Raw genomic sequence first — 20,542 nt, 5'->3', positions numbered from 1 at the left:
ACCAATCAATTACATTGCTTTTCTCTAATTCTTCTTTCAGGCATCTTGTTTTCAGAGCTGCTGAGATTTATCCCAGCAGCTCTGAACTCTTTTAGAAAAGCACTCCGAAGTCGTGTTTCCAATGAAAGAAAAATTACTCAATTAAATCATTTTTCGCTCGTCGGGACGGGTGGTCCCGCCCCTTGCCGCTGGGCGTTCCCCGACCGATGAGTCTTTTAGTGCAGTATTGAAATATTGTTTTCTTGAAATATTGATAGCTTGATTTCTTGACAACTTGTTTTCTTGATTGCAAGATGTCAAGATTGCAAGGCTTTATGAAAGTAAGACCGAAAGAAGGACAGGCAAGTAGGCATCATTCCATCTTTCATGTATAGACAAAAAATATTATCTCTTTTCAAAAGTCCATGTAGTTATGTCGAAACTTGCGAAAAGAGAAAATAATTAGCAGAACCTTAAAGGGAGGTTAATTGTCGTTTTCGTCCATCTTCCGAAGGAGTTTTTCTATTAAGCTGTTAAGGAAGGTTGTTCTATCCCTTTTGCGTTCCCTGATGGTAAGATAAGTACGGTAGTAATCACCTAAGTCTATTTTGAAAGATGCTTCTATATAGGTCATTATTTCCTTTATATCGGCATTTCCATTATTCAGCACTCCGGCAGCAAATATGGCATATCCTAATTCAATGGCAGCGACCTTTGTACTCGTCCATCGAAATGGGTTATCAGGAAGAAAAGCTCGACTGGTTTCTACTACTTCTATCCTTTCTACGTCTTGTAATCGCTGTTGCAGATAAATTTCCAGCATATCATAAGCCAACATCTTAGCTACTCTATGGTCACAGCAGCTAGAAAACAAGGGATCTTTGTCTAATAGCCCACAATTATGGCACAACTTGTAGTTCTCATGCCCTCTAAGAAAATAGTATCGATCTAAATGTGTCGCTTTGGAGCGGTAATACTGGTAAAAATCAAGGTTATTATTGCAGAAGTCTACAATTGCTGCCTGTTTCTTCTTGTAATGATCCTTAACCACTTCTTTGTTACCATTTGGTTTCCTCAATTCAAGTGTATAAATATCATTGTAATATATTAACTTGCTTAAAATTAGAGGCTTGATGTTTTTGAAAAAGTATATTTCTTCTTCATCATCCCGAAAGTCATACTTGTGGGTATAGTCTCTCAACTCTTCAAATAAAGGTCTAATGAAATTAATCATATGCAGAGCTTTATTGGAAGACACATCATTGTTTATACAAGATATTTCTATCTCGGTATTGATTTTAGATATTATTTTATCTGAAAATTGTTTCATAACTATAGAAACTAATTAATTTGATTGTCAATTGCCTATATACAGTCTATAGACATGATAAGTATGGATTATTACAGCTATTGCACAGCCTATAATAAAAGGAGTTGCATGTAAAAACAACCCATAAATTATATATATGGAATTAGCGCCGATAGCAAGCATCCGCAAATGAATCACCTTCTTCATTGTCATCGAAAATAAATTAAGCGTCAAAGCAGAATAGCCAATAACATCTATCATATTATCTAAAGATTTCCAATTATGCTTTTCTCGACAACTCTTTAACCATATGAAAAGGCGCATCTTGATACAATCCTGACTGGTCTAATGCACTGCTTATATGCTCATATCCATATTTTTCATACATAGCAACAGCATCTCCAAACTGATGATATGAAACAATATACATATGCGTATATCCTGCCTTTATTGCTCGTTGTTCTATAAGCTGGAGTAGACGCTTTCCAATTCCTTTCCCTCTAAGTTCCGGTTTAAAGTGAAACTTTGACAATTCAGCATATCCTTTTGGCAAACCTTTAGTTGGATAAAAACCGCCGCCACCCAATATTACACCATTACTTTCTACCACCCAATACTCTGCATCTTTTATACTAAAAGTCTGGAACATCATATCTGTATGCGGATCGTCATAAAAAGTACCCACTTTAGGGGCATCATGTTCTTCAACCGAAGCACGAAGTACACAGGCAATTGAAGTATTATCTTCTTCCTCTATTGAGCGTATAACAATTGGCTCAATATTCTTAGCTAAAAGAGTTGTTTCCATTTATTTATATTTTTAATTAACGATATCAGAGACTTATCCCCGATGATTGATTTTATAATAATTTATCCAGATACCATAACCTATTCCCTAAAACAGAACAGCAAGCGCCAATGGGAAAGTTTTTTTAATTACAATTTCACTAAGCATAACCTGTTTATTCTAATAATAGTTCCATTTGAATATCTCCCCTTGCATATGCCGGATGGTATTCCCTAAGTTCTTTGAATCCCAATTTGCGATAAAGACTGATCGCAGGCTTTAAAAGAGTATTGCTTTCTAAAAACAGCCTTGTTGCACCTAATTCTTTAGCCTTATCTATAACAGCTTTACACAAAAGTTGTCCGATACCTTTTCCATGACTACTTGACGCTAAAGCAAGTTTTGCTAATTCATAATCATAGATTGAATCATTCATTTTACAAAGTGCACACACACCAATTGGTTTGTTTTTATAGGTTGCAACAAAAATATGCCCCCCCTTATCTAAGATACTTTCTTTTGGGTAATTTAGTGTTTCCAAATCATGGGGCTCTAATTGCCAGTGAGAAGTAATCCAGTTTTCATTCAAAGATTTGAATATAGGTTGATGGCTTGGTTCATAGGGTATTATTTGTATCTCTTTACTTTCTCGGGCTTTCTTAGCGTCTTCTACTCGTTGTAACAAGCTTTTTTCGGACAATAATTCTTCCCACTCTCCAATGGCTTTCCATAAATCATGATGAGTGTCCTTAGAAATATCTTCAACTGCAGTTGTTACATCTATTAGTGATTCAGCTAAGATTTCAGACATATGTTTTCCTTTTGTAGATAAAGTTATCAAGTTTTTTCTCTTATCAGATTTATCCACAACCTCTTGCACAAGTCCCTTTAATTGCATTTCCTTAACAATATTACTTACCGACGGATGTGAATGCCCTATTTCTTTAGCAATAGACGTAATTGCTCTTGCTTCACCTTGAGATAAGATAAAAAATACAGGAAACCACTTTGGTTTGATGTCTATCCCAAACATTTTGTAAATAGATGTAGCATCTACTGTTATTTTATCAGTCAGCATACGTAGTCTGCTACCGATAGCCATTTTACCTGTCTGATCAAAAAAATTCATCTTTTTAATTTAATATATTTAAATACGTAATTGATTACGCAAATTTAAAGGGTTTTATTTGAATAACCAAACTTTTTCAGAAAAATATGTAATCGGTTACGCATTTTAGGTGCAAGGTGCAAGCATATATATGTATATATAGCTTGCACCTTGCACCTAAGTTGAAATATTAATAATCAAAGACTTGCGTAATTTGAAAAGAATGCATACTTTTGAACCCAAGATATAAGCAGACAGACACTGGACAGAAGCGGACTGTTTTTAAGGACTAAAGCGTGACTGATACAAAGCTTATAATTCCAAAAACATTGATTTTTAGGAGTATATACCGCAAGGTTCACGAACCAGGCGGATCACTCAACAGAAAGGCTTAGAGATTTATCTCCGAGCCTTTTTTGTTTGGTACGACATTAAGCAATAACCTGGGTGTAACCTTAAGACCCATATTTGATTTATTTCTTTGATAATCAAATTAATATCTTTCAAAGGACACTACCCAGCTGGATCACAAAAGGCTTATAATCATCAGATTATGAGCCTTTTCGCATTTTAGAGCGAAACGTGCGACATTAGCTTGTAACCCAAGCATAACCTACTGCGACATTGATTGGTTTAATCATTTGTTTATCAAATAATTAATCGATATAAAGCACACGCCCAGCGGGATCACAAAGGCGATAAATCATTGATTTACCGCCTTTTTTGTATGCAGACGACTGATTGCTAACTGTTTGATTATCAAATATACTTCAAAACCACTTTTAGTGTCGCAGATAGTGCCGTATTTAGCTACGGACTTAAAGTCGTGGGTATTACGACCCAATAAAGTAACCAAATCGTAACCACCCATCAAAAAATCGTGTAACCTATTCTTGAGAATTGTTAGTGTCGGCATTGGTGTCGCTTGAATGTTTTTTAGTGTCGTTTCTTGTGTATCTATTTGTTTTTATGGCGTTTGAACTCACTCTACCTTTGCAGTAGAATTTGTTGAACACTTAAAATAGAAACAAAATGAAAAGTACATTCACTGTTCTCTTTATCATTCAAAAGGGAAAACCCAAAGCAGATGGCCGAGTGCCGATTATGGCGAGAATCACTATTAATGGTAAAATGTCGCACTTCTCTACCAAGTTTGATATCTTGCCGGAGCGTTGGCTACCCAAGGAGTGCAAGACGCTCGGCCAGACCAAAGACGAAAAGATTATCAACCAATCACTCGATGGTTTGATGACACTCGTAAAAGGCAGGTACAACGAGATGGTTCGCATCGGCGAAACCATTACTGCCGACAAGCTAAAAAACTCGGTCATGGGGCTTGATACCAATGCTATCCGACTGCTGGAGTATTTCGATACCTATAATCAAGACTACGCCCTGACGGTCGGCAAGACTTCTACCCAGAAAACATATAGTCGCTACCTGCTTACCCGAAATAGGTTGGCGGAGTTTATGCGTGAGAAGTATCGTGTCAATGATATTCTTTTGAAAGACCTCTCCCTGCGTTTTATTAAAGACTTTGATATCTGGCTGAAGACGAGTTGCAATCTCGAAAACAACTCTGCCACGAAGTTTGTACAACGCTTCCGCACCATTTACAACCAGGCACGAGCTGAAGGGATTGTGAGTACAGATCCATTCTTGAACCACAAACTTCACTTTGAAGCGGTAGACAGAGGTTATCTGACACAGGCGGAAATCAACTCGATGCTGACTCGAAAGTTCGACAGTCAACGGCTTGAACTCGTGCGTGATATGTTTGTGTTCAGCTGCTATACTGGCCTCAGTTACATCGATGTAAGCGGCTTGACTGTCGATAATATTCAGCAGGATAACGATGGCAACCTATGGGTAATGACAAAGAGACAGAAAACAAAAGTGCCGATCAACATCCGGCTCTTGGAAATCCCTCGCCGTATCATAGAGAAGTATGAAGGCACAGGGCGAGGAGACAAACTCTTCCCGATGCCCTCGAACCAAAAAGTCAATGATTACCTCAAGGAAGTGGCAGCTATATGCGGTATAAATAAGCGAGTTACATTCCATTTAAGTAGGCATTCATTTGCGACAACGGTCACGCTCGGCAATGGAGTGCCGATTGAAACGGTGAGCAAAATGCTTGGTCACACCAACATCAGAACTACGCAAATATACGCGCGTATCACCAATCAGAAACTGAGTCAGGATATGGACGCTTTGGCTCGGAAGATAGACGGAGTCGGTGTAGCGGTATCAATCTGATAGAATCTAAAAGCAGTCAAACCACCTGGAAATGGGTGGTTTGACTATATTGTCTCAACCTTGAGCTACGCCAAGTACGCAATCATCCTTGTGTTCCATCGCCCAGCCTATCAGCCCCTCGACATGGGGCATTAGTGTCTTGCCAACTTCGGTCAGGCGATACTCGACTCTTGGCGGCACTTCCGGGTATATTTTACGTGTAACCAAGCGATGCCCCTCAAGCTCACGCAGCGTTACGGTCAACATCTTTTGTGATACATCAGGAATTGCTTTGGACAACTCACTAAAACGCATCACCTCATTCGTGTGTAACTCAAGCATAGTAAGCACCGACCATTTGTCGCCAATGCGTCCCAAAATATCTCGTACCGGACAAAAACACGGTGCTGCACCATTGGTCAGTTTTGAACGACACTGTTCTGATGATTTTTTTTCATCTTTTTTCATTTCACTTCTCTCTGATAATCAATTATAGTTACTTCAAGGTAAGCACCTTACGATAAAGTGCCGTCTTGTGAATGCAAAACTCTCTTTTTACCTTTGCCTCTACAAAAGTAAGTAACTTTATTATATTCACAAAAAACAGAGATATGAAATCAATCGAAAAAATTTCAGAGGGTGCGGGTTACTCCGCAGTAAGTATTGGTCTGCTATCAAACTTAAGCGATTACACATTGGTATTTTCGCCCGAAGTACAAATTCCGGGGAAGGTATTTGTTGGCACAGAGGTAAAAGCAACCGGAGCAGAAGTGTCATTCCAAGTTTTCGAACCCGGAAGCGGCACTCCATTTCTGCACACGCACAAAACCCACGAGGAACTTTACATTTTTGTTAAAGGAAGCGGAGAGTTTCAAGTAGATGGGCAGATATTTCCTATTGCCGAGGGTAGCGTTGTGCGTGTAGCTCCCAAGAGTAAACGAACACTTCGCAACACAGGCAACGAGCCGTTGACTATGATTTGCGTACAGTATAAAGCAGAATCATTCGGTGCGGACGATGCTCACGATGGGGAGATTCTCAGCGAAGCTATCGTATGGTGAGTATTAATCAATTAAAAATCAAAAGTTATGAACAACGAATCAAAATGCAACTGTGCGGCCGAGGGCTGTACCTGCAATCCATGCACTTGTGAACCTTGTACTTGCGGTCATTGTAACTGCGAGAACTGCACTTGCGATCCTTGCACCTGCCAATAGGTAGTAGCAATTAACCCGAACCGCCCTGCTGATATTGAGTCAGCAGGGCGGTCGCTTTTGGTGGAGTACGCTACAAATTTCCGAGATCGGAATTATATCCTGCATCTGCAGCGGCATCTTCGAATCGACCTGCGTGGCGTTTTTCGATCAGTTCAACCCGGTTGTGGAGTGGTAGCATATAGATTTCGAATATCCTGTTCCCTAATGTTGCACGGAGGTTATACTCCAGAACTCCATCATCAGAGTAGGTAAATTGCAAGGTGTCGGGTTCTACTCCCAACTGATTTTTAAAGTAGTAACCTGCTACTGTTTTCAGTTTTTCTCTATCCATGATATTTTCAATTGGTATAATTTCTATGACGTGTATTTCGGTAAAGAACGATCCTTGGCTCCAACTTTTGCCTCTTGGGAAGCCGTAAGCCATCTCCCACTTGCCGTTGGTCAGCCTGCGGATCTTGCGAGGTTGCATCCTATAATCATCCACATTAATGACCGATGCCTTCTTTCTACTGAGTATGAAAGAAGGCATCGGATAGGTTTCGGACTGCTCTTTACGAAGCACATCGCATTCGTATATGGTTGGCAGCGGCTTATTATTTTCTACGCTCAAGAATTGGAATCGGATGGTTTGCATATTGCCTTGATTATTGAAGTTCGGGGTTGCGGTAAAATGAAAGATTGTCCTCGTGGTGGTATTCTCTTGCCTCAATGGTGTTGTAGACCGCATCCATTACCACCTCTACTTTGAAATGTTGGTTCCAGGCTTTGTTATCTACCCGACAGGTTGCGATGGCTTTTGAACCGCCTGCTTCGGTGTGAACTCTGAAGTCTGATATTGTACCTGAATATTTCTTGCTTAAAAAGAAGTTTGCCATTTCGGTTGCCTCTGCTGTTGTGATTCTCTTTGCCATAATTTGTTATCTATTAGTTGTTTATCTTGAATCTAAGGTAACACAATCATTCCAAACATGCCAGTGAATTCGTGTTTATTTTCGCTCATTATCAACTAATTATGTACTCTATTTCGACTTCTGCCAAAAGAATTACTCCCTCGCAAAAGGGAGTAAGTTTTGGTGTTTGTATGTGGCAAATCACCTAATCTTTGTAATGCCATTGATCGTTTTGGAAGATGTAGAGGTATTGTGCCTCTGTGCTGTGGTTTAGAAAGTGTCCGAAGTTACGGTAGGTGTGCGGTTTGCATTGTTCCCATTCTTCCTTATTATCTTTGCAGTAAGCACAAGTTTCAATGGTGCTTTCAATACTCCGTAAGTTGCCTCCGTCAATCAGCCTACTTGCCAATTCGGGTGTGCCGTAATGTTTTGCAAGGCATTCGCCTGTATAGTCGGGGTAGCCATCACTCCACACCATTATTGCTTTTACAGTTCCGTCCGGATTCATAAATCCGATGATTGCTTTTGTTGCCATAATTATTATGCGCTTGCTATTGCCTTTTTAAGATCGTTCACGAATTTATTGAGCATTTCTATCTTGGTATTGATATATTTCAGTGCCTGCCCATGATTACCTTTGGTAATCAATTCCTTTTGGATTTGCTTGGCATCCTTCAATTCTTCGGTGTATTGCTCCAATAAGTTCTTCATAATATTGTATCGTTTAATTGGTTATTACTACTCCTCTCTGCGGTATCCTGTTTTTTCGTAAAGCTCCTGTTTTAGATCTTTAATGATCTGAGGATCTGAACTGCCGTGTTCAATCGCTTCCACCAGATAATAATATTCGCTTTGTAGCACCTCGATAAAAGTCATCGCCTTTTTCCGTGTCTTGCGTTGTGAGAGTGTTGTCGATTTTGGCTTATTTCCAACCCAATTGCCTTTTGTGTCCAGGCCTCTCTGCTGAAGTTGTTTCTTGGCAAGGGCTATCGGGTCTATTTCGCCATTAGCTATTTTAACCAAAAGATCTACGTGGGTCATATTGAACATCATTTCCGGATTCTGTTCGTCTCTAAGTTCTGTGTTTGGAGTGTTATTTGCTTTCATAATTCGCTCTGCTTTAATTATTTATCTTGTACCAAAGGTAACACAATCATTCCATACATGCCAGTTAAATCGACTCTTTCTGCACTCTAAATCAACGATTTATCTCTATTTCTCGGATGCATCTCAGAATCTCGTAGGCCACTTGCGGAACGATGGCATTTCCACACGCCTTTACTGCTTCGGTTCTCCACTTCTTGTGTGAAAAGGGGTGTCCAGCCAATTGGCAGGGAAGCCCATCATCTCCAGGGTAAATCGGGGGTTGAGTTGGGAAGAGCGACCAATCAACGAACTGTCTTTCTGTTGCGCTACCCCGTGAACATAGTCCTGCAACGCACAACTGAACTGACGGCTCGGATCTGTCCGGGTCGATCCACCGTTGCGGTCGCTCGCCACAGGTGTCGGCAATAGGCCACTCTTGGCAAGATCGTTCAGTGTCAGACTGTACTCCGTTCCACTCGGTCGGATCTTTCGATTTCCCGTCACGAGCTCTCCACCACGGGTCGCGTCCGTAGCTGTCGGTGTTGGAAGCAGATCCCACATCTTGACCAGTCGAGCCAACCCCACGCTGCCGTCCTTGCCATTGCGGTTCACCTTGCGAGGCATTCCCGTGGAGGTTATCCGAAAGGAATCCTCTTTGCCAATCACCGCACCCATTGTCGAGTCCGATGCGAGCGGTGTCGGAAGCAGGTTCGTCTTCATTAAGTCGTGCAACGAACCACACCCGGTCTCGTTTATGGGGTGCGCCGATGCTACAAGCCGGAATAACAATCGGCTGGACGGAATATCCCGCTTGCTCAAGATTCTCGCAGATTCGGTCGATGACAAATCGTTGCTCTTCGGTCTCGATGATTTGATGATCCTCAATTTGCAGAGTGGCTTGCTCTTCCACCGCAGTGACCTCACCGGGGAGTACCATCGAGGCGATTCCAATAACATTCTCACCAATAACCCAAGTGGGTCGCACCGTTTGTATGATGCCAAGCATTGCCGCCCAGAGGTAACGGTTGTCTGCCGCTCCCTTTCGCTTTCCGGCCAGTGAGAAGGGTTGGCAGGGGAATCCTCCGGTAAGAACTGTGATCCGGTCTCGGTATTTTGAAAAATCGGTTGTTGTGATATCTGCATAACTATCTGAGTTTGGAAATTGATGTTCGAGAGCCTGACGGCAGAAGTCGTTGTTGTCCGCATGGAAGATGTTGGTAAAGCCTGCCCATTCTGCCGCCAGGTCGAATCCTCCGATACCACTGAAAAGCGAACCGTGGGTTAATAATTTGTCGTAATCCATTCTTCTTGTTTTCGGCGGTTGGTTTTGGAGGCGGAGATGGTACGCTCAATTTTATGAATCTTCCATTTGTGGGTTTTAGCGAACTCCTCGATTTTCGGATGCGGAAACATCGTGAGCATAAACTTGCCTTTGACCTGGGCGAGTATTTCTAAGAGTCTCGAAAAATCCTCCTCATTAAAAGAACCTGCGTAGTGGCCGCAGTCTGAACCGACATACGGCGGATCGACAAAATGGAAAGCTGTTTCGGTATCGTAGCGGGTAATGACACGGATGCCATCTCCATTTTCGATAGTTACCTTTTTCAGACGGTCGCAGAGCTGCTCGGTAAAGTTATCTTTGGCGTTAAAGAGTTTGAGTGCCGTGGTTCCGGTACGATCGTAACCGAATGTACCGTCCAACATCGAAGCAAACCCCATTTTACTGCATACCCACACTGCCCATGCACGCTCCACTTCGGAGAAAAAGTCGGGATAGGTGTTGATATGGCGTGCGTGAGCATGGCTATCTCGACTGTGAAGTGTTCCCTCTATCTGAGCCTTCAGTTTAGGATACCGAGTCTGGGCGATCCTATAAAAGTTGATTAACTCCCGATTCATGTCGTTGATAACTTCGCAATCGGCAGGCTCTTTGGCAAAGAACACAGCACAGCCGCCACAGAATGCTTCGGTAAATAACGTGTGCTTGGGAATAAGCGGCAGAATATATTTAAGGAGTGTCTGCTTGCCTCCATAATAAGAAATCAGTGTTTTATGTACAGGTTTTACCATAACTTAATGACAATTACGATGATTAATACTAAGACAAGTACGATAACCGCCCACTTGATCCACGATATCGCTGCCGGAGGTTTTTCCACTATTTTCTCGGTAACATTTTCACTAACAGCAGTTTCAATATTATTCTGAACCACGCTATCCCGAATTGCCACACCCTCTGCCTTTGTTTCGACAACGGTTTTGGTGATGCTCTTGATGGGTTGCTTTACAGGACGGTCAAGATAAACGGTATCAATTTGAGGGTAATACTCAATCACGGTCTGCATAACCACCTGTTGTTCTTTTTGGATTATGGTATCCCGAACCGCCACTTTGGTATTGTCCACCACGGTACTCTCTTTGTTTTGAGTGCGTTGTAATTGCTTCAGCGGAGAACAGCCGCATAGCAGCAACAGAAATATTAGTAGGTACTTCATGACCGATGCTGCATATAAAGTTCCCACCCTTGTTGAACCTGCTCCACTACGGCAGCTACTCCGTTTTCCATTTGTGACATTGCTGATACAATGGGTATCATCTCAGCAGGATCGGTGGTGTCAATTTCCACATCGGCAAATATTTTCGCACGTTCTGCCACAAACTTGATGTAGTTCTCAGTGTGGTTTTCAATCGGTGGAGCATAGCGGTTAATCATCTGCCGAATGGTCTTATATCCGTTCTTGCTATAGGTGTGCAGTAGCACGAACATTGCCCGATAGCCCCACGCCATTGTGGAGAACTGTTTGAATGCTTTGTCCTTGGACGGAGTAACCTCTCCCAGGTATTTGACTTTGGAGATACGGATATTTCCGGGGTTACAATTGGATATGCCTCTACTCATGGTTTTGTGGTTTTTGTCGTTGTTCAATTTTTGCTCTCATAATCAGTACGGGGCACTCATCTTGCGGTGTTTTGCATTTGTAGGCTTGGCGGATAATGGTTTGCTTGCGGTCAATTTCAGAATCCTTGCGATCAATGATAACCTCTAACTTATCAACCTTCTCCTCCAACTTCTCGACTCGTCCATCGAGTCGGGTGATATGTTCCGCCTGAATCTTGACCACCTGTTCGGTATTGCTGATCTCAGCAGAATCCGCCTGCGCCACCTCCTGGCGGCGTTTGGCTCGAAAAAACAGCAGCGTCCCCACGAGACCGCTTGCCAATAAAAAATTTAGAATAATGCTTACTGTCTCCATTTATGGTATGTATTTAAAAATTTGCGTTTGTCTGATGATGTATAGTTCTCCGTTGATATAGAATAGACCTTTGATTGGGGAGTCGACTTTCCCTGCCAGGTTCTTGATTGTTCGGGTGGTGTTGGTACGATATGTCCAGATCCGAATCGTGTTTCCCTGCGAGAAAGCCACCTCTCCGAGGGTATGATCCGCAAAGTCAGCACGTCCCGAATGGCTTTTGACAAGGGTACTGTCAAGCAGGGAGTCTCGGCGATATATCTTAAATAGCGTCGGAGAGTTCTGACAGATAAAGTAATCCGACACGCTTTTTACCTCTGTGCCATCTTCCAAAGTGGTCATCAACATATCCATATTGATCCGGCAATCGTGCAGATATGCTTTGGTGGTGGTATTGATGGCGATGGTGGAAAAGGATTTCTCCAGACCGATAACATCTCCTGCAATGGCTGTGTAGTCATAACCATATCCTCGGCGATAGCTCGTATAAACGTATCTGTACTCCGGACGCGATAACGATTTCCCGCCACGGCTTCCCAAACTTGCCACCATATAGATATACTTGTTCATAAAGGTGGCTACCCCCGAATATTCCTGAATGCGTTGCCGGATTACCACGCCACGGTAGTCCACAATACGAACCGATGCCCCGTCGACAATCGCAAAGGCGTTATCGGCAGGATAGATCTGCACAGCCTTGACAAATGAAAAGAGCCTTGTGATGTATCCCGAAACTGTATCATAGGTATAAATAGAGTTGTCGGACGACAGCAGGATAATCTGATTGACACAACGGATTGCTTTAGCGATGCGGAATGGCAATTCGTGTAGCTTTATACAATCGTCTCCAACGGGAGGCAACTCTTTGCGAAGCAGTCCAGGCATCTCCACCAATTCAGAATTATAGCCATCTTGCAGGCAGTTCAGTTCGATGGAGTTGACATAGAATCCGCTCCGCAGGTATTTATCGTCCTGAACAACGGTGTTCATATCGATATGCTTTCCTGTAAACATCTCGCCACCGATCCGTTTGCCCGGAAGTTGTTTGTACCGCAAAGCACACGCTACGATGTGGTTCACAAGCGAATTGTAGTCGTTGCCTCCCTTGCTGCGCCACATCCGTGTGGGCTTGCCTGCCGAGTTGGTGAAGTAGAGCGAATAGATCAGCTGGTCATTGGGGATATTTGGAATATCGGCAATGGGTAACGACACACTCATATCCACGTTATTGGCCGGATTGGAGACTACCTCGTATTTTAGAGAATTTTCATAATCATCGCCCGTGTCTATCTCCATCCGAAGGTCATTCACGTATAAGATTTCGGAATAGACATTGCGGCCATTGCTGTATCCTTTGAGGTTCTGCTTAAAGACCATCACAAAGCGTCCGCTGATCGGGAAGCCGCTTACCTCTATCTTCTTGTTTACATCAACCGAGAGTTTGATCTTATCCTCCATAAACTCCTCCCGTGTAGTCCACGAACCATCGTCCATCAGCCACATCGTCTTATCCGCTCCCACGATCTTGAATCCATACTGCACGATCAGTTCCAAATCGGCAGGACGATAACCTCCCAATGAGGAGTAGCGATTAACTCCGATTTTAAGCGTGTACTCCATCGTCATTTTATAGGAACATTGCTGAATGGGATAGCCTCTGAACTCAGCCACCCAACCCTGCCTGTCAGAATCTCCCGTGAAACGGAGGGAGGATTCGTTGCTCAACATCACAAATTCTTCGGGATCGTTCCAGTTCGACAGGTCGTAGATGCCCATCTGAGATATAATGTTGGTCATCATCTTGTTTTTGACCCCGACCGATACCTTGCGGACGGCAGGAACAATGTCCATCACCGATTCGCCCAACACATTGATGTCGCTCTCCCACATACTCTCAATTCGCTCACGAGTGGACTCGGTGATGATCGGCTCTCCTTCGTGCGTTTCGAGATTACGACCGTCTGCGGTAATGATCCATCCGACCGGAAACTCTTTACCAACACTATAAAAACTCATCGGACGGGTATTGTTGTAGAGCGAAACGGCCCGGCGAATATGCAATGCTCCGTTGCTCTGAAAAATCTGTCCGGCAAAGGGTCTCAGGCAAAGCTCCAACACGTCCCGATAGGTGGGGTCGGAATAGACGGCATAAAACCGCTCCATATCAATATAGACCTGCCGAAGTGGTGAGACGCTTTCGTTCATCCCCTCAGCATAAAGATCCATCCAGTCGGCTACATTGACCTCCAATTCCAACAAGTCGATACAACTCGCCAATAGTTCCCATACCGATTTACGTCCGGTAATGGGTGTGTTGTCGAGGTTCTTGAATGGAATGCTGGAAAGCAGGTTGAACCCATCCACCGCTTTTATGGAGACCTGATACGGTGGTGCGGTAAAGTTCTCGGAATAGAGATCGGCTACGACATAACCCCGCCAATAGAGTTTTGTATTGCGGAATACAGATACCCGAAACTTACGGGGATCGGAAGTAAATAGATTAATGTAGTGGAAATTCCGTGTACAGAGAATATTAATGGTAGCCTCCGATGCCTTAACCGGAACAAAGAACTCATCACCACGCTTCTCCCAGGTGATGGATAGCGGACTACCGCCATCAAAAGACATCTCCTCCGACTTGCCGATAAATCCACGCTCGTGGATCTCGACTCGCCAGAAGACCTCCTTGTGCTTGCTGCGAAGTTCTGAATAATATCTGAGTCCGAATGCCATACCTTTACGATGTTAGTCGGGGTAAAGGTAGAGGCGGCCGAAAATGCTTTATGGAAACTTTGTCTCAAGATTAGTTTGTGCAACTTATTGATCTTTTTTAGACCTATTACTATTCAATGTATTATCTTTGTGAAAAAATAAAATGACTGATAATAATTATATTAATAAAGGTATCTGTATCTGGTGTCAAAAATCGATCCCAGAGATATCTTTCGACAATGAACCTCATATAATTCCTCATGCTCTTGGCTGTGATGATATCGGATTTGATATCTGTGACTCTTGCAATCATTATTTTGGTACAGCAGCAAAAGGAGAATGTAACACCAATTTAGTGTTTTCTGAAGTTTTTAAGACATTTAGTTTGTTTACAAGTAATCGTGATGAAAATTCATGGAAACAATATAGATCGGCATATTTTAAGTATGAACATAAAAAGAATTTAATAACACTTAAACAGCCATTTCGTTTACAATCACTAACAAGGCAATTTAAAAGATCCCTTTACGAGGTGTTTTTGCAAAAATATCACAAAGAAACTGGTCGTGGCTTAGATAAAGAGATGGACGATGTACGTAATTTTGCAAGATATGGCAATGGAAACTTAAGTGTATATTATGTTGCTAACAAAGTATTTCTTGGAGCTCAAGATAAAACAGTTTTTTCACTTGGAAACTTAGAGGAAGTGAAAAACTATGGATACTATATGTTTTGGTTTATGAGTCAAGTATTCTTTATAGAAATAATTCCTTGTAGAGCTATGCTGATGAAAGATAAGTTTCTAAATGAATATGCTCAGAAATTAATAATTAACGTTGACGGTAATCAAGGCATTATAGAACTTGTAGATATAAGACAATTGGATTTTTTCATGCAACGGTGGAGTAGGAAAAACATTGATACAAATAATAATCTACACCAATAGAACCATCCTAAACAGGACTAATTGTCGTTAAAATACTGATTAAAGATTGCCATTCAGTTTTTCTGCCAATGTCTCCATATCGTTGCTGACTTTTTGGTCAGTTATACAAGTATTGCCGGGTGTAGCACATATGTACACAGTATCTCGCCCCTTTTAAGGGCTTCATCTACCGTTTGCAGACTGCCCGATTGCAAACGGGAACCCACCGCCCATTTCGACATCGGATAATCCTGTGCCTGAATCGCCCCCATCCACGAAACAAGTGCTTTCGGATCTTCGAAAGCGGGAAGATGCCAATTGCTGGCTGTGCATACGAATATTTTCTATCATAATGAGTTGCAGTTATCTGTTCGACTACAAATATAGTGAAAGGCGAGTGATAATACAGCGAATTTATTCGCAGACTTATCCGAACCACTTACAATATTCTATAAATATACCTCTCTTTTATCGAACTCTACTTGAAGTGTGAGGGGATTTTGATTAACTTTGAAGCATAATAGTCTGACATACAGCTATGTGGTTTCGGCATTGTTATAATAGTCAATAAGTAAGAACAGATACATAGCTATAAATAGCTATTTCAGACTTGGTATATACTTCCTAATTTTGCACGCTAAAAATAATTGAAAATGAAACAAATAGAGGAAATTGCAGCTAAGAACCAGCAAAAGGCGTGGGAGATTATCAAAGACACCAACGTGATAGGTATTTGGCAAGATGCAGGAGCGACTATTAATCTTGTCGGTTCGCTAAAAACGGGTTTGCTTGTCAAGCATCGGGATATTGATTTTCATATTTATACTGAAAAATTGAGTGTTACCGACAGCTTTTCGGCAATGATGAAATTGGCACAAAACCCACGTATCAAGCGTATTGAATACGGGAATTTATTAGATACAGACGAAAAGTGTATCGAGTGGCACGCTTGGTATGAGGACGATTGTAAGGAACTTTGGCAGTTGGATATGATTCATATTCTGAAAGGCTCTACTTATGATGGCTATTTTGAAAAAGTTGCCGGGCGAATCTCGGAGGTGCTAACCGATGAAACCCGACAGGCAATCCTACGCTTGAAATACGAAACTCCCGACACCGAAAAGATTATGGGTATTATCTATTATCGGGCAGTATTATCAGGAGGGGTTCGCACCTATGCCGAATTAACGGAGTGGATAAAAAACAATCCGACAGACGGAGTACTTGAATGGATGCCCTGATATGGACACATCCTATAAAAGTATTATCCGCATAACGTTTCCGGTACTACTAAGCCTGTTGGTCGAACAAATTATCGGAATTACCGATACCGCATTTCTCGGTCATGTCGGTGAAACAGAGTTAGCAGCTTCGGCAATAGCCGGAGTTTGTTATCTTATCCTGTTTGTGATTGGTTCGGGGTTCGGAGTAGGATTGCAGGTACTTATTGCCCGGCTTAACGGAGAACGGAAGAACGACGAGTTAGTAGCTATATTTTCAACAGGCTTTTACTTCTTGATTCTATTAGCAGTTGTCATTATTTTAGTGGCTCAGGTCGCCATCCCTCCGATGTTACGTCAGATAATCAAATCAGAAGAGGTCTTTTCGGCTGCACTTCTGTATCTCAACTGGCGTGTTTTCGGATTGTTGTTTGCTTTTATCATTGTCGCATTCAGAGCCTATTATATAGGGATAACCAAAACCAAAATACTCACTGTGTGCTCTTTAGTGATGGTTGCGGTGAATATTGTATGCAATTATGCTCTGGTATTTGGGAAATTCGGGTTTCCTGCATTGGGAATTGAGGGGGCTGGTATCGGCTCGTGCATTGCAGAGTTCTCGGCTGCACTCTTATTCGTTCTGTATCATCGACTAACAACACAAGGGCATTGGCTTAAACTCATCAATAATATCAACCGACAATGGCTTGATTTGAAGCGGATTCTAAATCTGTCAGTTTGGACAATGCTACAATCTTTCTTGTCGTTTGCTTCGTGGTTAATCTTCTTTGTAGTTATAGAACATATCGGAGAAACAGCACTGGCGACCTCGAATATTGTGAGAAGTATATCTGCCGTACCGTTTATCCTTGTGCAGGCATTTGCATCGAGCGGAAGTGCATTGGTGAGCAATCTGATTGGTGAAGGTGAGCAAAGTATGGTCTTAGCCTTGTGCCGGAGAATTATAAAGGTCTGTTATTGTTTTTGCATCCCGTTGGTATTGCTCGGATTTATCTATCCCGACCTTTTCATCAGATTATATACCGACAATCCTGCTCTGATTCAACAGTCATTAGAACCGTTGTATGTAATGTTGTCCTCATTTCTGTTTGCCGTTCCTGCATTTGTTTTTTACTGTGCTATATCGGGAACGGGCAACACGTCAATGGCATTAAAAATCGGATTATTGGCTCTTGCAATTTATGTGCTCTACATAAAAGTTTTGGATTATCTTGCTCCCAATGTGTCATTACTATGGACTTCGGAGCATATCTATGCTTTGGCAATATTAATCTTCTCGATGATTTATTTGGTGCGTGGAAAGTGGAAACAGAAACAAATATAATCAGATGATTAGTCCCGTTCTGCGCCCCATATTAATAGCCTCGATAGAATTTTGCACACCTAACTTTCTCAGAAGATTTTGCCTGTGAATATTTATCGTATGAATACTGATACCCAATTTACAGGCAATTTCTTTGCTCAACAGCCCTTGCTTTATCAGATGTAGAATTTCTATCTCTCGACTGGTGAGTTCCGGCTTCGTTTCAGCTAAACTATGGGGAGAAAACATCTCTCCTGTTTTTAGATTCAGTACCGTACATTGCACTCCGTCTAACGGTCGTTGGTCGGAAGCAATGTCCATTACTCCCAATATAAGCCATGCTTTACCGCTTTCGGAAGTTTCTAACACTTGCTGTTTGCTTGTTACATTGATGTATTGTCCTTTAGCATTTTGAACACGATAACTGAAAATATTTTTATAGTTATTTCTATCCTCTATCGGTTGGTTATAAATGAATTCAGACAAACTAATCTGAAGAGATTTCATATTGAATAAATCTTCGGGATGAATACGAGATTCAAGATAATCGTCATCGGACTCTTCAATCATCTCTATTTTTCGAGAGTCGTAACCAAGTAAATCGGTAAAATTTGATGAAGCATAGGTGTACCTACATTTACAGACATCGACAACAAAAGTGCAGCTACGGTTAATCTTTGCCATTTGTTGCAACATGGCTTTATCTCTACTCCAAATAGAATAATCAATTTCTTTTTCATGTAGAGCTTGTTTCGCCCACATATCTTCTCTCGTTATATCTAATGCTTTCATATTCAGTGTAGCTATATATAGCTATTTCGGGCTCTACTTCTATCAACTACCTTTGTACAAAGGTAATACATAGTGACCAAATAATCGATTGTATATCAATCTTCTTTATGTGAATATGGGATGATTTTTAGTAAAGTCGCCTTTTTACAAGTTTAAGAGCATAGAGAGCGTTAGTTTTGTGCGAACTATGTTGAATTACCGACATTAATTGCATTTAGATGTGGAGGCAATTTAGCTATTTCAGAGCACAAAGTCTCTTTTATACAATGCATCTATGCAAGAAATGGATTAATTTTGCGATAATGTAAATGTCGATTAATGAATTGTTATAGTGGAATTTAGAATTACATATCCATCTAAAGTTCTTACCCCATTTGTGAAATACTACTGGGTGTTTGAACAGAACTACCTTGCCCGAACTATCGAGCGAGGTATTCCTATTGGGTGTATGCAATTGGTATTCCACCGGAAAAATCAAGTTTTTTCAACAGCAATTAATGATTATCAACCCAAAGCATTTGTCGATGGACAAATGTCTACCTATTGGGATTTACACTATGAGGGCGAAAATGAAACTGTAGCCGTTACATTCACACCACAAGGAGTACAAACTTTTTTCAATGCTCCAATGGTAGAGTTTTTCAATAAAAATATTTCGGTAGAGTGTCTTGGCGACAGACCGTTTGCTGATTTACAACAAACGGTATTAAATGCCGATGATAAAATGGAGTGTGTCGGAATAATCGAAGATTTTCTATTGAAACGATTAGTGCAGGTGAACCCTGATATTGCGGGTTGTGAATATACAGTTCGACAATTGGAATCCAACGCTAATGTCTCCATAAAAGAACTGTCAAACATGTCGAATATCTGCTATAAGCAGTTTTATCGCAGGTTCATGAGCAATGTTGGGATTAGCCCAAAGCAATTTGCTAAGATTATTCAGTTTCAGAAGACACTGTCTGCTTTGCAGAATGGCTTTAACTCCAACCTCATGGAATTAGCATTTAAGTGTGGATACTACGATGCTTCGCACATCGTGAGAGAATTTAAAGAGTTTTCGGGGTACGCTCCGAACGAATATATCAATATGTACAATCCTTTTTCTGATTATTTTTTGCAGAAAGAGTTAATTCAAAACAGAGCTTATGATAAGACATGCATTGATTGATGAAAAGAGAAAGACATACGAATGGATGTGTTTGTCCGATACCGCTGCTGCCCACATGGGAGGAGCCGATTATGAAGAGAATCCGATACCCTCTTGGGAGGAGTTTCAGGAGGCATTTGAGGATTTTTATTACACGGAGAGCAGAAAAGAATCCGGTGCTGTTATGATTATCCAAAATGGAGACACAGAGGTTGGATGTACTTGTTATGCCTGTTTCCATCTGAATAGCAATATGGCAGAGTTAGATATTTGGTTGAAATCTGAATCAGAATGCGGTAAAGGTATCGGTTCACAAGCATTAAAAGATACTATTGAATATCTACGCAAAAAAATCGGCATTACAAATTTTCTGATACGTCCATCGGAAAAAAATATCAGGGCCATTAAATCATACCAAAAAGCCGGATTTAGCTATCGTACCGATAAAGAAGAAGTCTTACGAAAATATTATAAGCCGGAGCTATTCGACACCTACAAAGATGGAGATTACGGATTCGATATTACAGCCGTACTTACGTTGGAGTAATAAACAA

25 protein-coding genes and 2 pseudogenes are annotated in these 20,542 nt (G+C 41.5%); 9 read left to right on the top strand and 18 right to left on the bottom strand.

What is annotated here, in order from left to right:
* Positions 1–463 precede the first annotated feature (463 nt).
* From PHO71_RS16935 to PHO71_RS16920, 4 genes are all read right to left on the bottom strand, one after another.
* Complete coding sequence (locus tag PHO71_RS16935) at positions 464–1,309, bottom strand: RteC domain-containing protein (protein WP_300205569.1); 846 nt, start codon at positions 1,307–1,309, stop codon at positions 464–466.
* Between the two features lie 259 nt (positions 1,310–1,568).
* Positions 1,569–2,096, bottom strand: coding sequence for a GNAT family N-acetyltransferase (locus PHO71_RS16930; RefSeq protein ID WP_300205567.1), 528 nt, complete (start codon positions 2,094–2,096; stop codon positions 1,569–1,571).
* Between the two features lie 154 nt (positions 2,097–2,250).
* A complete protein-coding gene (locus tag PHO71_RS16925) occupies positions 2,251–3,204 on the bottom strand; it encodes a GNAT family N-acetyltransferase (protein ID WP_300205565.1) in 954 nt (317 codons plus the stop codon).
* A 682-nt stretch (positions 3,205–3,886) separates the two neighbouring features.
* Complete coding sequence (locus tag PHO71_RS16920) at positions 3,887–4,099, bottom strand: hypothetical protein (RefSeq protein WP_300205563.1); 213 nt, start codon at positions 4,097–4,099, stop codon at positions 3,887–3,889.
* Between the two features lie 116 nt (positions 4,100–4,215).
* Between PHO71_RS16920 and PHO71_RS16915 the strand changes: the two are divergent.
* Positions 4,216–4,491: pseudogene (locus PHO71_RS16915) on the top strand (Arm DNA-binding domain-containing protein); the annotation flags it as partial.
* Between the two features lie 21 nt (positions 4,492–4,512).
* A complete protein-coding gene (locus PHO71_RS16910) occupies positions 4,513–5,442 on the top strand; it encodes a site-specific integrase (protein WP_300205590.1) in 930 nt (309 codons plus the stop codon).
* 54 nt (positions 5,443–5,496) lie between these two features.
* Here PHO71_RS16910 and PHO71_RS16905 read toward each other — a convergent pair whose 3' ends face one another.
* Positions 5,497–5,889, bottom strand: coding sequence for a helix-turn-helix domain-containing protein (locus tag PHO71_RS16905; RefSeq protein ID WP_300205561.1), 393 nt, complete (start codon positions 5,887–5,889; stop codon positions 5,497–5,499).
* 143 nt (positions 5,890–6,032) lie between these two features.
* On the opposite strand from PHO71_RS16905, the gene PHO71_RS16900 reads away from it, so the two are divergent.
* The gene (locus tag PHO71_RS16900) at positions 6,033–6,482 is read left to right on the top strand and encodes a cupin domain-containing protein (protein WP_300205559.1); all 450 of its coding nucleotides are present in this window, start codon (positions 6,033–6,035) and stop codon (positions 6,480–6,482) included.
* Between the two features lie 226 nt (positions 6,483–6,708).
* Here PHO71_RS16900 and PHO71_RS16895 read toward each other — a convergent pair whose 3' ends face one another.
* From PHO71_RS16895 to PHO71_RS16845, 11 genes are all read right to left on the bottom strand, one after another.
* Positions 6,709–7,272 carry a hypothetical protein gene (locus tag PHO71_RS16895; protein WP_300205557.1) on the bottom strand — a complete coding sequence of 188 codons (564 nt, stop codon included), beginning with the start codon at positions 7,270–7,272 and terminating at the stop codon, positions 6,709–6,711.
* Positions 7,273–7,282: 10 nt separating this feature from the next.
* Positions 7,283–7,549, bottom strand: coding sequence for a hypothetical protein (locus tag PHO71_RS16890; RefSeq protein WP_300205555.1), 267 nt, complete (start codon positions 7,547–7,549; stop codon positions 7,283–7,285).
* Between the two features lie 184 nt (positions 7,550–7,733).
* Entirely contained in the window at positions 7,734–8,063 is a 330-nt protein-coding gene (locus tag PHO71_RS16885) for a hypothetical protein (RefSeq protein ID WP_300205553.1), read from the bottom strand.
* Between the two features lie 5 nt (positions 8,064–8,068).
* Complete coding sequence (locus PHO71_RS16880; protein WP_300205551.1) at positions 8,069–8,239, bottom strand: hypothetical protein; 171 nt, start codon at positions 8,237–8,239, stop codon at positions 8,069–8,071.
* A 27-nt stretch (positions 8,240–8,266) separates the two neighbouring features.
* Positions 8,267–8,635: a hypothetical protein gene (locus PHO71_RS16875; RefSeq protein WP_300205549.1), complete on the bottom strand. Its 369-nt coding sequence runs from the start codon at positions 8,633–8,635 to the stop codon at positions 8,267–8,269.
* Positions 8,636–8,726: 91 nt separating this feature from the next.
* Positions 8,727–9,917 carry a DNA cytosine methyltransferase gene (locus PHO71_RS16870; RefSeq protein ID WP_300205547.1) on the bottom strand — a complete coding sequence of 397 codons (1,191 nt, stop codon included), beginning with the start codon at positions 9,915–9,917 and terminating at the stop codon, positions 8,727–8,729.
* On the bottom strand, positions 9,896–10,684 hold the full coding sequence (locus tag PHO71_RS16865; RefSeq protein WP_300205545.1) for a DNA adenine methylase: 789 nt from the start codon (positions 10,682–10,684) through the stop codon (positions 9,896–9,898). The genes PHO71_RS16870 and PHO71_RS16865 overlap by 22 nt, the downstream gene beginning before the upstream one ends.
* Complete coding sequence (locus PHO71_RS16860) at positions 10,678–11,109, bottom strand: hypothetical protein (RefSeq protein WP_300205543.1); 432 nt, start codon at positions 11,107–11,109, stop codon at positions 10,678–10,680. Before PHO71_RS16860 ends, PHO71_RS16865 begins: the two co-directional genes overlap by 7 nt.
* Positions 11,106–11,513, bottom strand: a complete 408-nt coding sequence (locus PHO71_RS16855; protein ID WP_300205541.1) for a structural protein P5 — start codon at positions 11,511–11,513, stop codon at positions 11,106–11,108. Before PHO71_RS16855 ends, PHO71_RS16860 begins: the two co-directional genes overlap by 4 nt.
* A complete protein-coding gene (locus tag PHO71_RS16850; RefSeq protein ID WP_300205539.1) occupies positions 11,506–11,868 on the bottom strand; it encodes a hypothetical protein in 363 nt (120 codons plus the stop codon). Before PHO71_RS16850 ends, PHO71_RS16855 begins: the two co-directional genes overlap by 8 nt.
* Positions 11,869–13,665 carry a hypothetical protein gene (locus PHO71_RS16845; RefSeq protein WP_300205537.1) on the bottom strand — a complete coding sequence of 599 codons (1,797 nt, stop codon included), beginning with the start codon at positions 13,663–13,665 and terminating at the stop codon, positions 11,869–11,871.
* 138 nt (positions 13,666–13,803) lie between these two features.
* On the opposite strand from PHO71_RS16845, the gene PHO71_RS16840 reads away from it, so the two are divergent.
* Positions 13,804–14,055: a hypothetical protein gene (locus tag PHO71_RS16840; RefSeq protein WP_300205535.1), complete on the top strand. Its 252-nt coding sequence runs from the start codon at positions 13,804–13,806 to the stop codon at positions 14,053–14,055.
* Between the two features lie 685 nt (positions 14,056–14,740).
* Complete coding sequence (locus tag PHO71_RS16835) at positions 14,741–15,523, top strand: HNH endonuclease (RefSeq protein WP_300205533.1); 783 nt, start codon at positions 14,741–14,743, stop codon at positions 15,521–15,523.
* Between the two features lie 116 nt (positions 15,524–15,639).
* On the opposite strand, the pseudogene PHO71_RS16830 reads toward PHO71_RS16835, so the two are convergent.
* A pseudogene (locus PHO71_RS16830) lies at positions 15,640–15,853 on the bottom strand (crosslink repair DNA glycosylase YcaQ family protein); the annotation flags it as partial.
* A gap of 302 nt (positions 15,854–16,155) precedes the next feature.
* On the opposite strand from PHO71_RS16830, the gene PHO71_RS16825 reads away from it, so the two are divergent.
* Both PHO71_RS16825 and PHO71_RS16820 read left to right on the top strand, forming a co-directional pair.
* Positions 16,156–16,743, top strand: a complete 588-nt coding sequence (locus PHO71_RS16825; RefSeq protein ID WP_300205531.1) for a phosphoglycerate mutase family protein — start codon at positions 16,156–16,158, stop codon at positions 16,741–16,743.
* 1 nt (position 16,744) lies between these two features.
* Positions 16,745–18,067: an MATE family efflux transporter gene (locus PHO71_RS16820; protein ID WP_300205530.1), complete on the top strand. Its 1,323-nt coding sequence runs from the start codon at positions 16,745–16,747 to the stop codon at positions 18,065–18,067.
* On the opposite strand, the gene PHO71_RS16815 is transcribed toward PHO71_RS16820, so the two are convergent.
* Positions 18,068–18,838, bottom strand: a complete 771-nt coding sequence (locus PHO71_RS16815; protein WP_300205528.1) for a LuxR C-terminal-related transcriptional regulator — start codon at positions 18,836–18,838, stop codon at positions 18,068–18,070. It abuts the gene before it with no gap.
* 331 nt (positions 18,839–19,169) lie between these two features.
* Between PHO71_RS16815 and PHO71_RS16810 the strand changes: the two genes are divergently transcribed.
* Positions 19,170–20,009 (top strand): AraC family transcriptional regulator, encoded by an 840-nt coding sequence (locus tag PHO71_RS16810; protein ID WP_300205526.1) that lies wholly within the window; start codon positions 19,170–19,172, stop codon positions 20,007–20,009.
* A complete protein-coding gene (locus PHO71_RS16805) occupies positions 19,987–20,535 on the top strand; it encodes a GNAT family N-acetyltransferase (RefSeq protein ID WP_300205524.1) in 549 nt (182 codons plus the stop codon). Before PHO71_RS16810 ends, PHO71_RS16805 begins: the two co-directional genes overlap by 23 nt.
* Positions 20,536–20,542: the final 7 nt, after the last annotated feature.

This window comes from Bacteroides sp., assembly GCF_028690125.1.
GTDB lineage: Bacteria > Bacteroidota > Bacteroidia > Bacteroidales > Bacteroidaceae > Bacteroides.
Note: the sequence above shows the minus strand (reverse complement) of the source record. Positions and strands in the feature narration are given on the sequence as shown.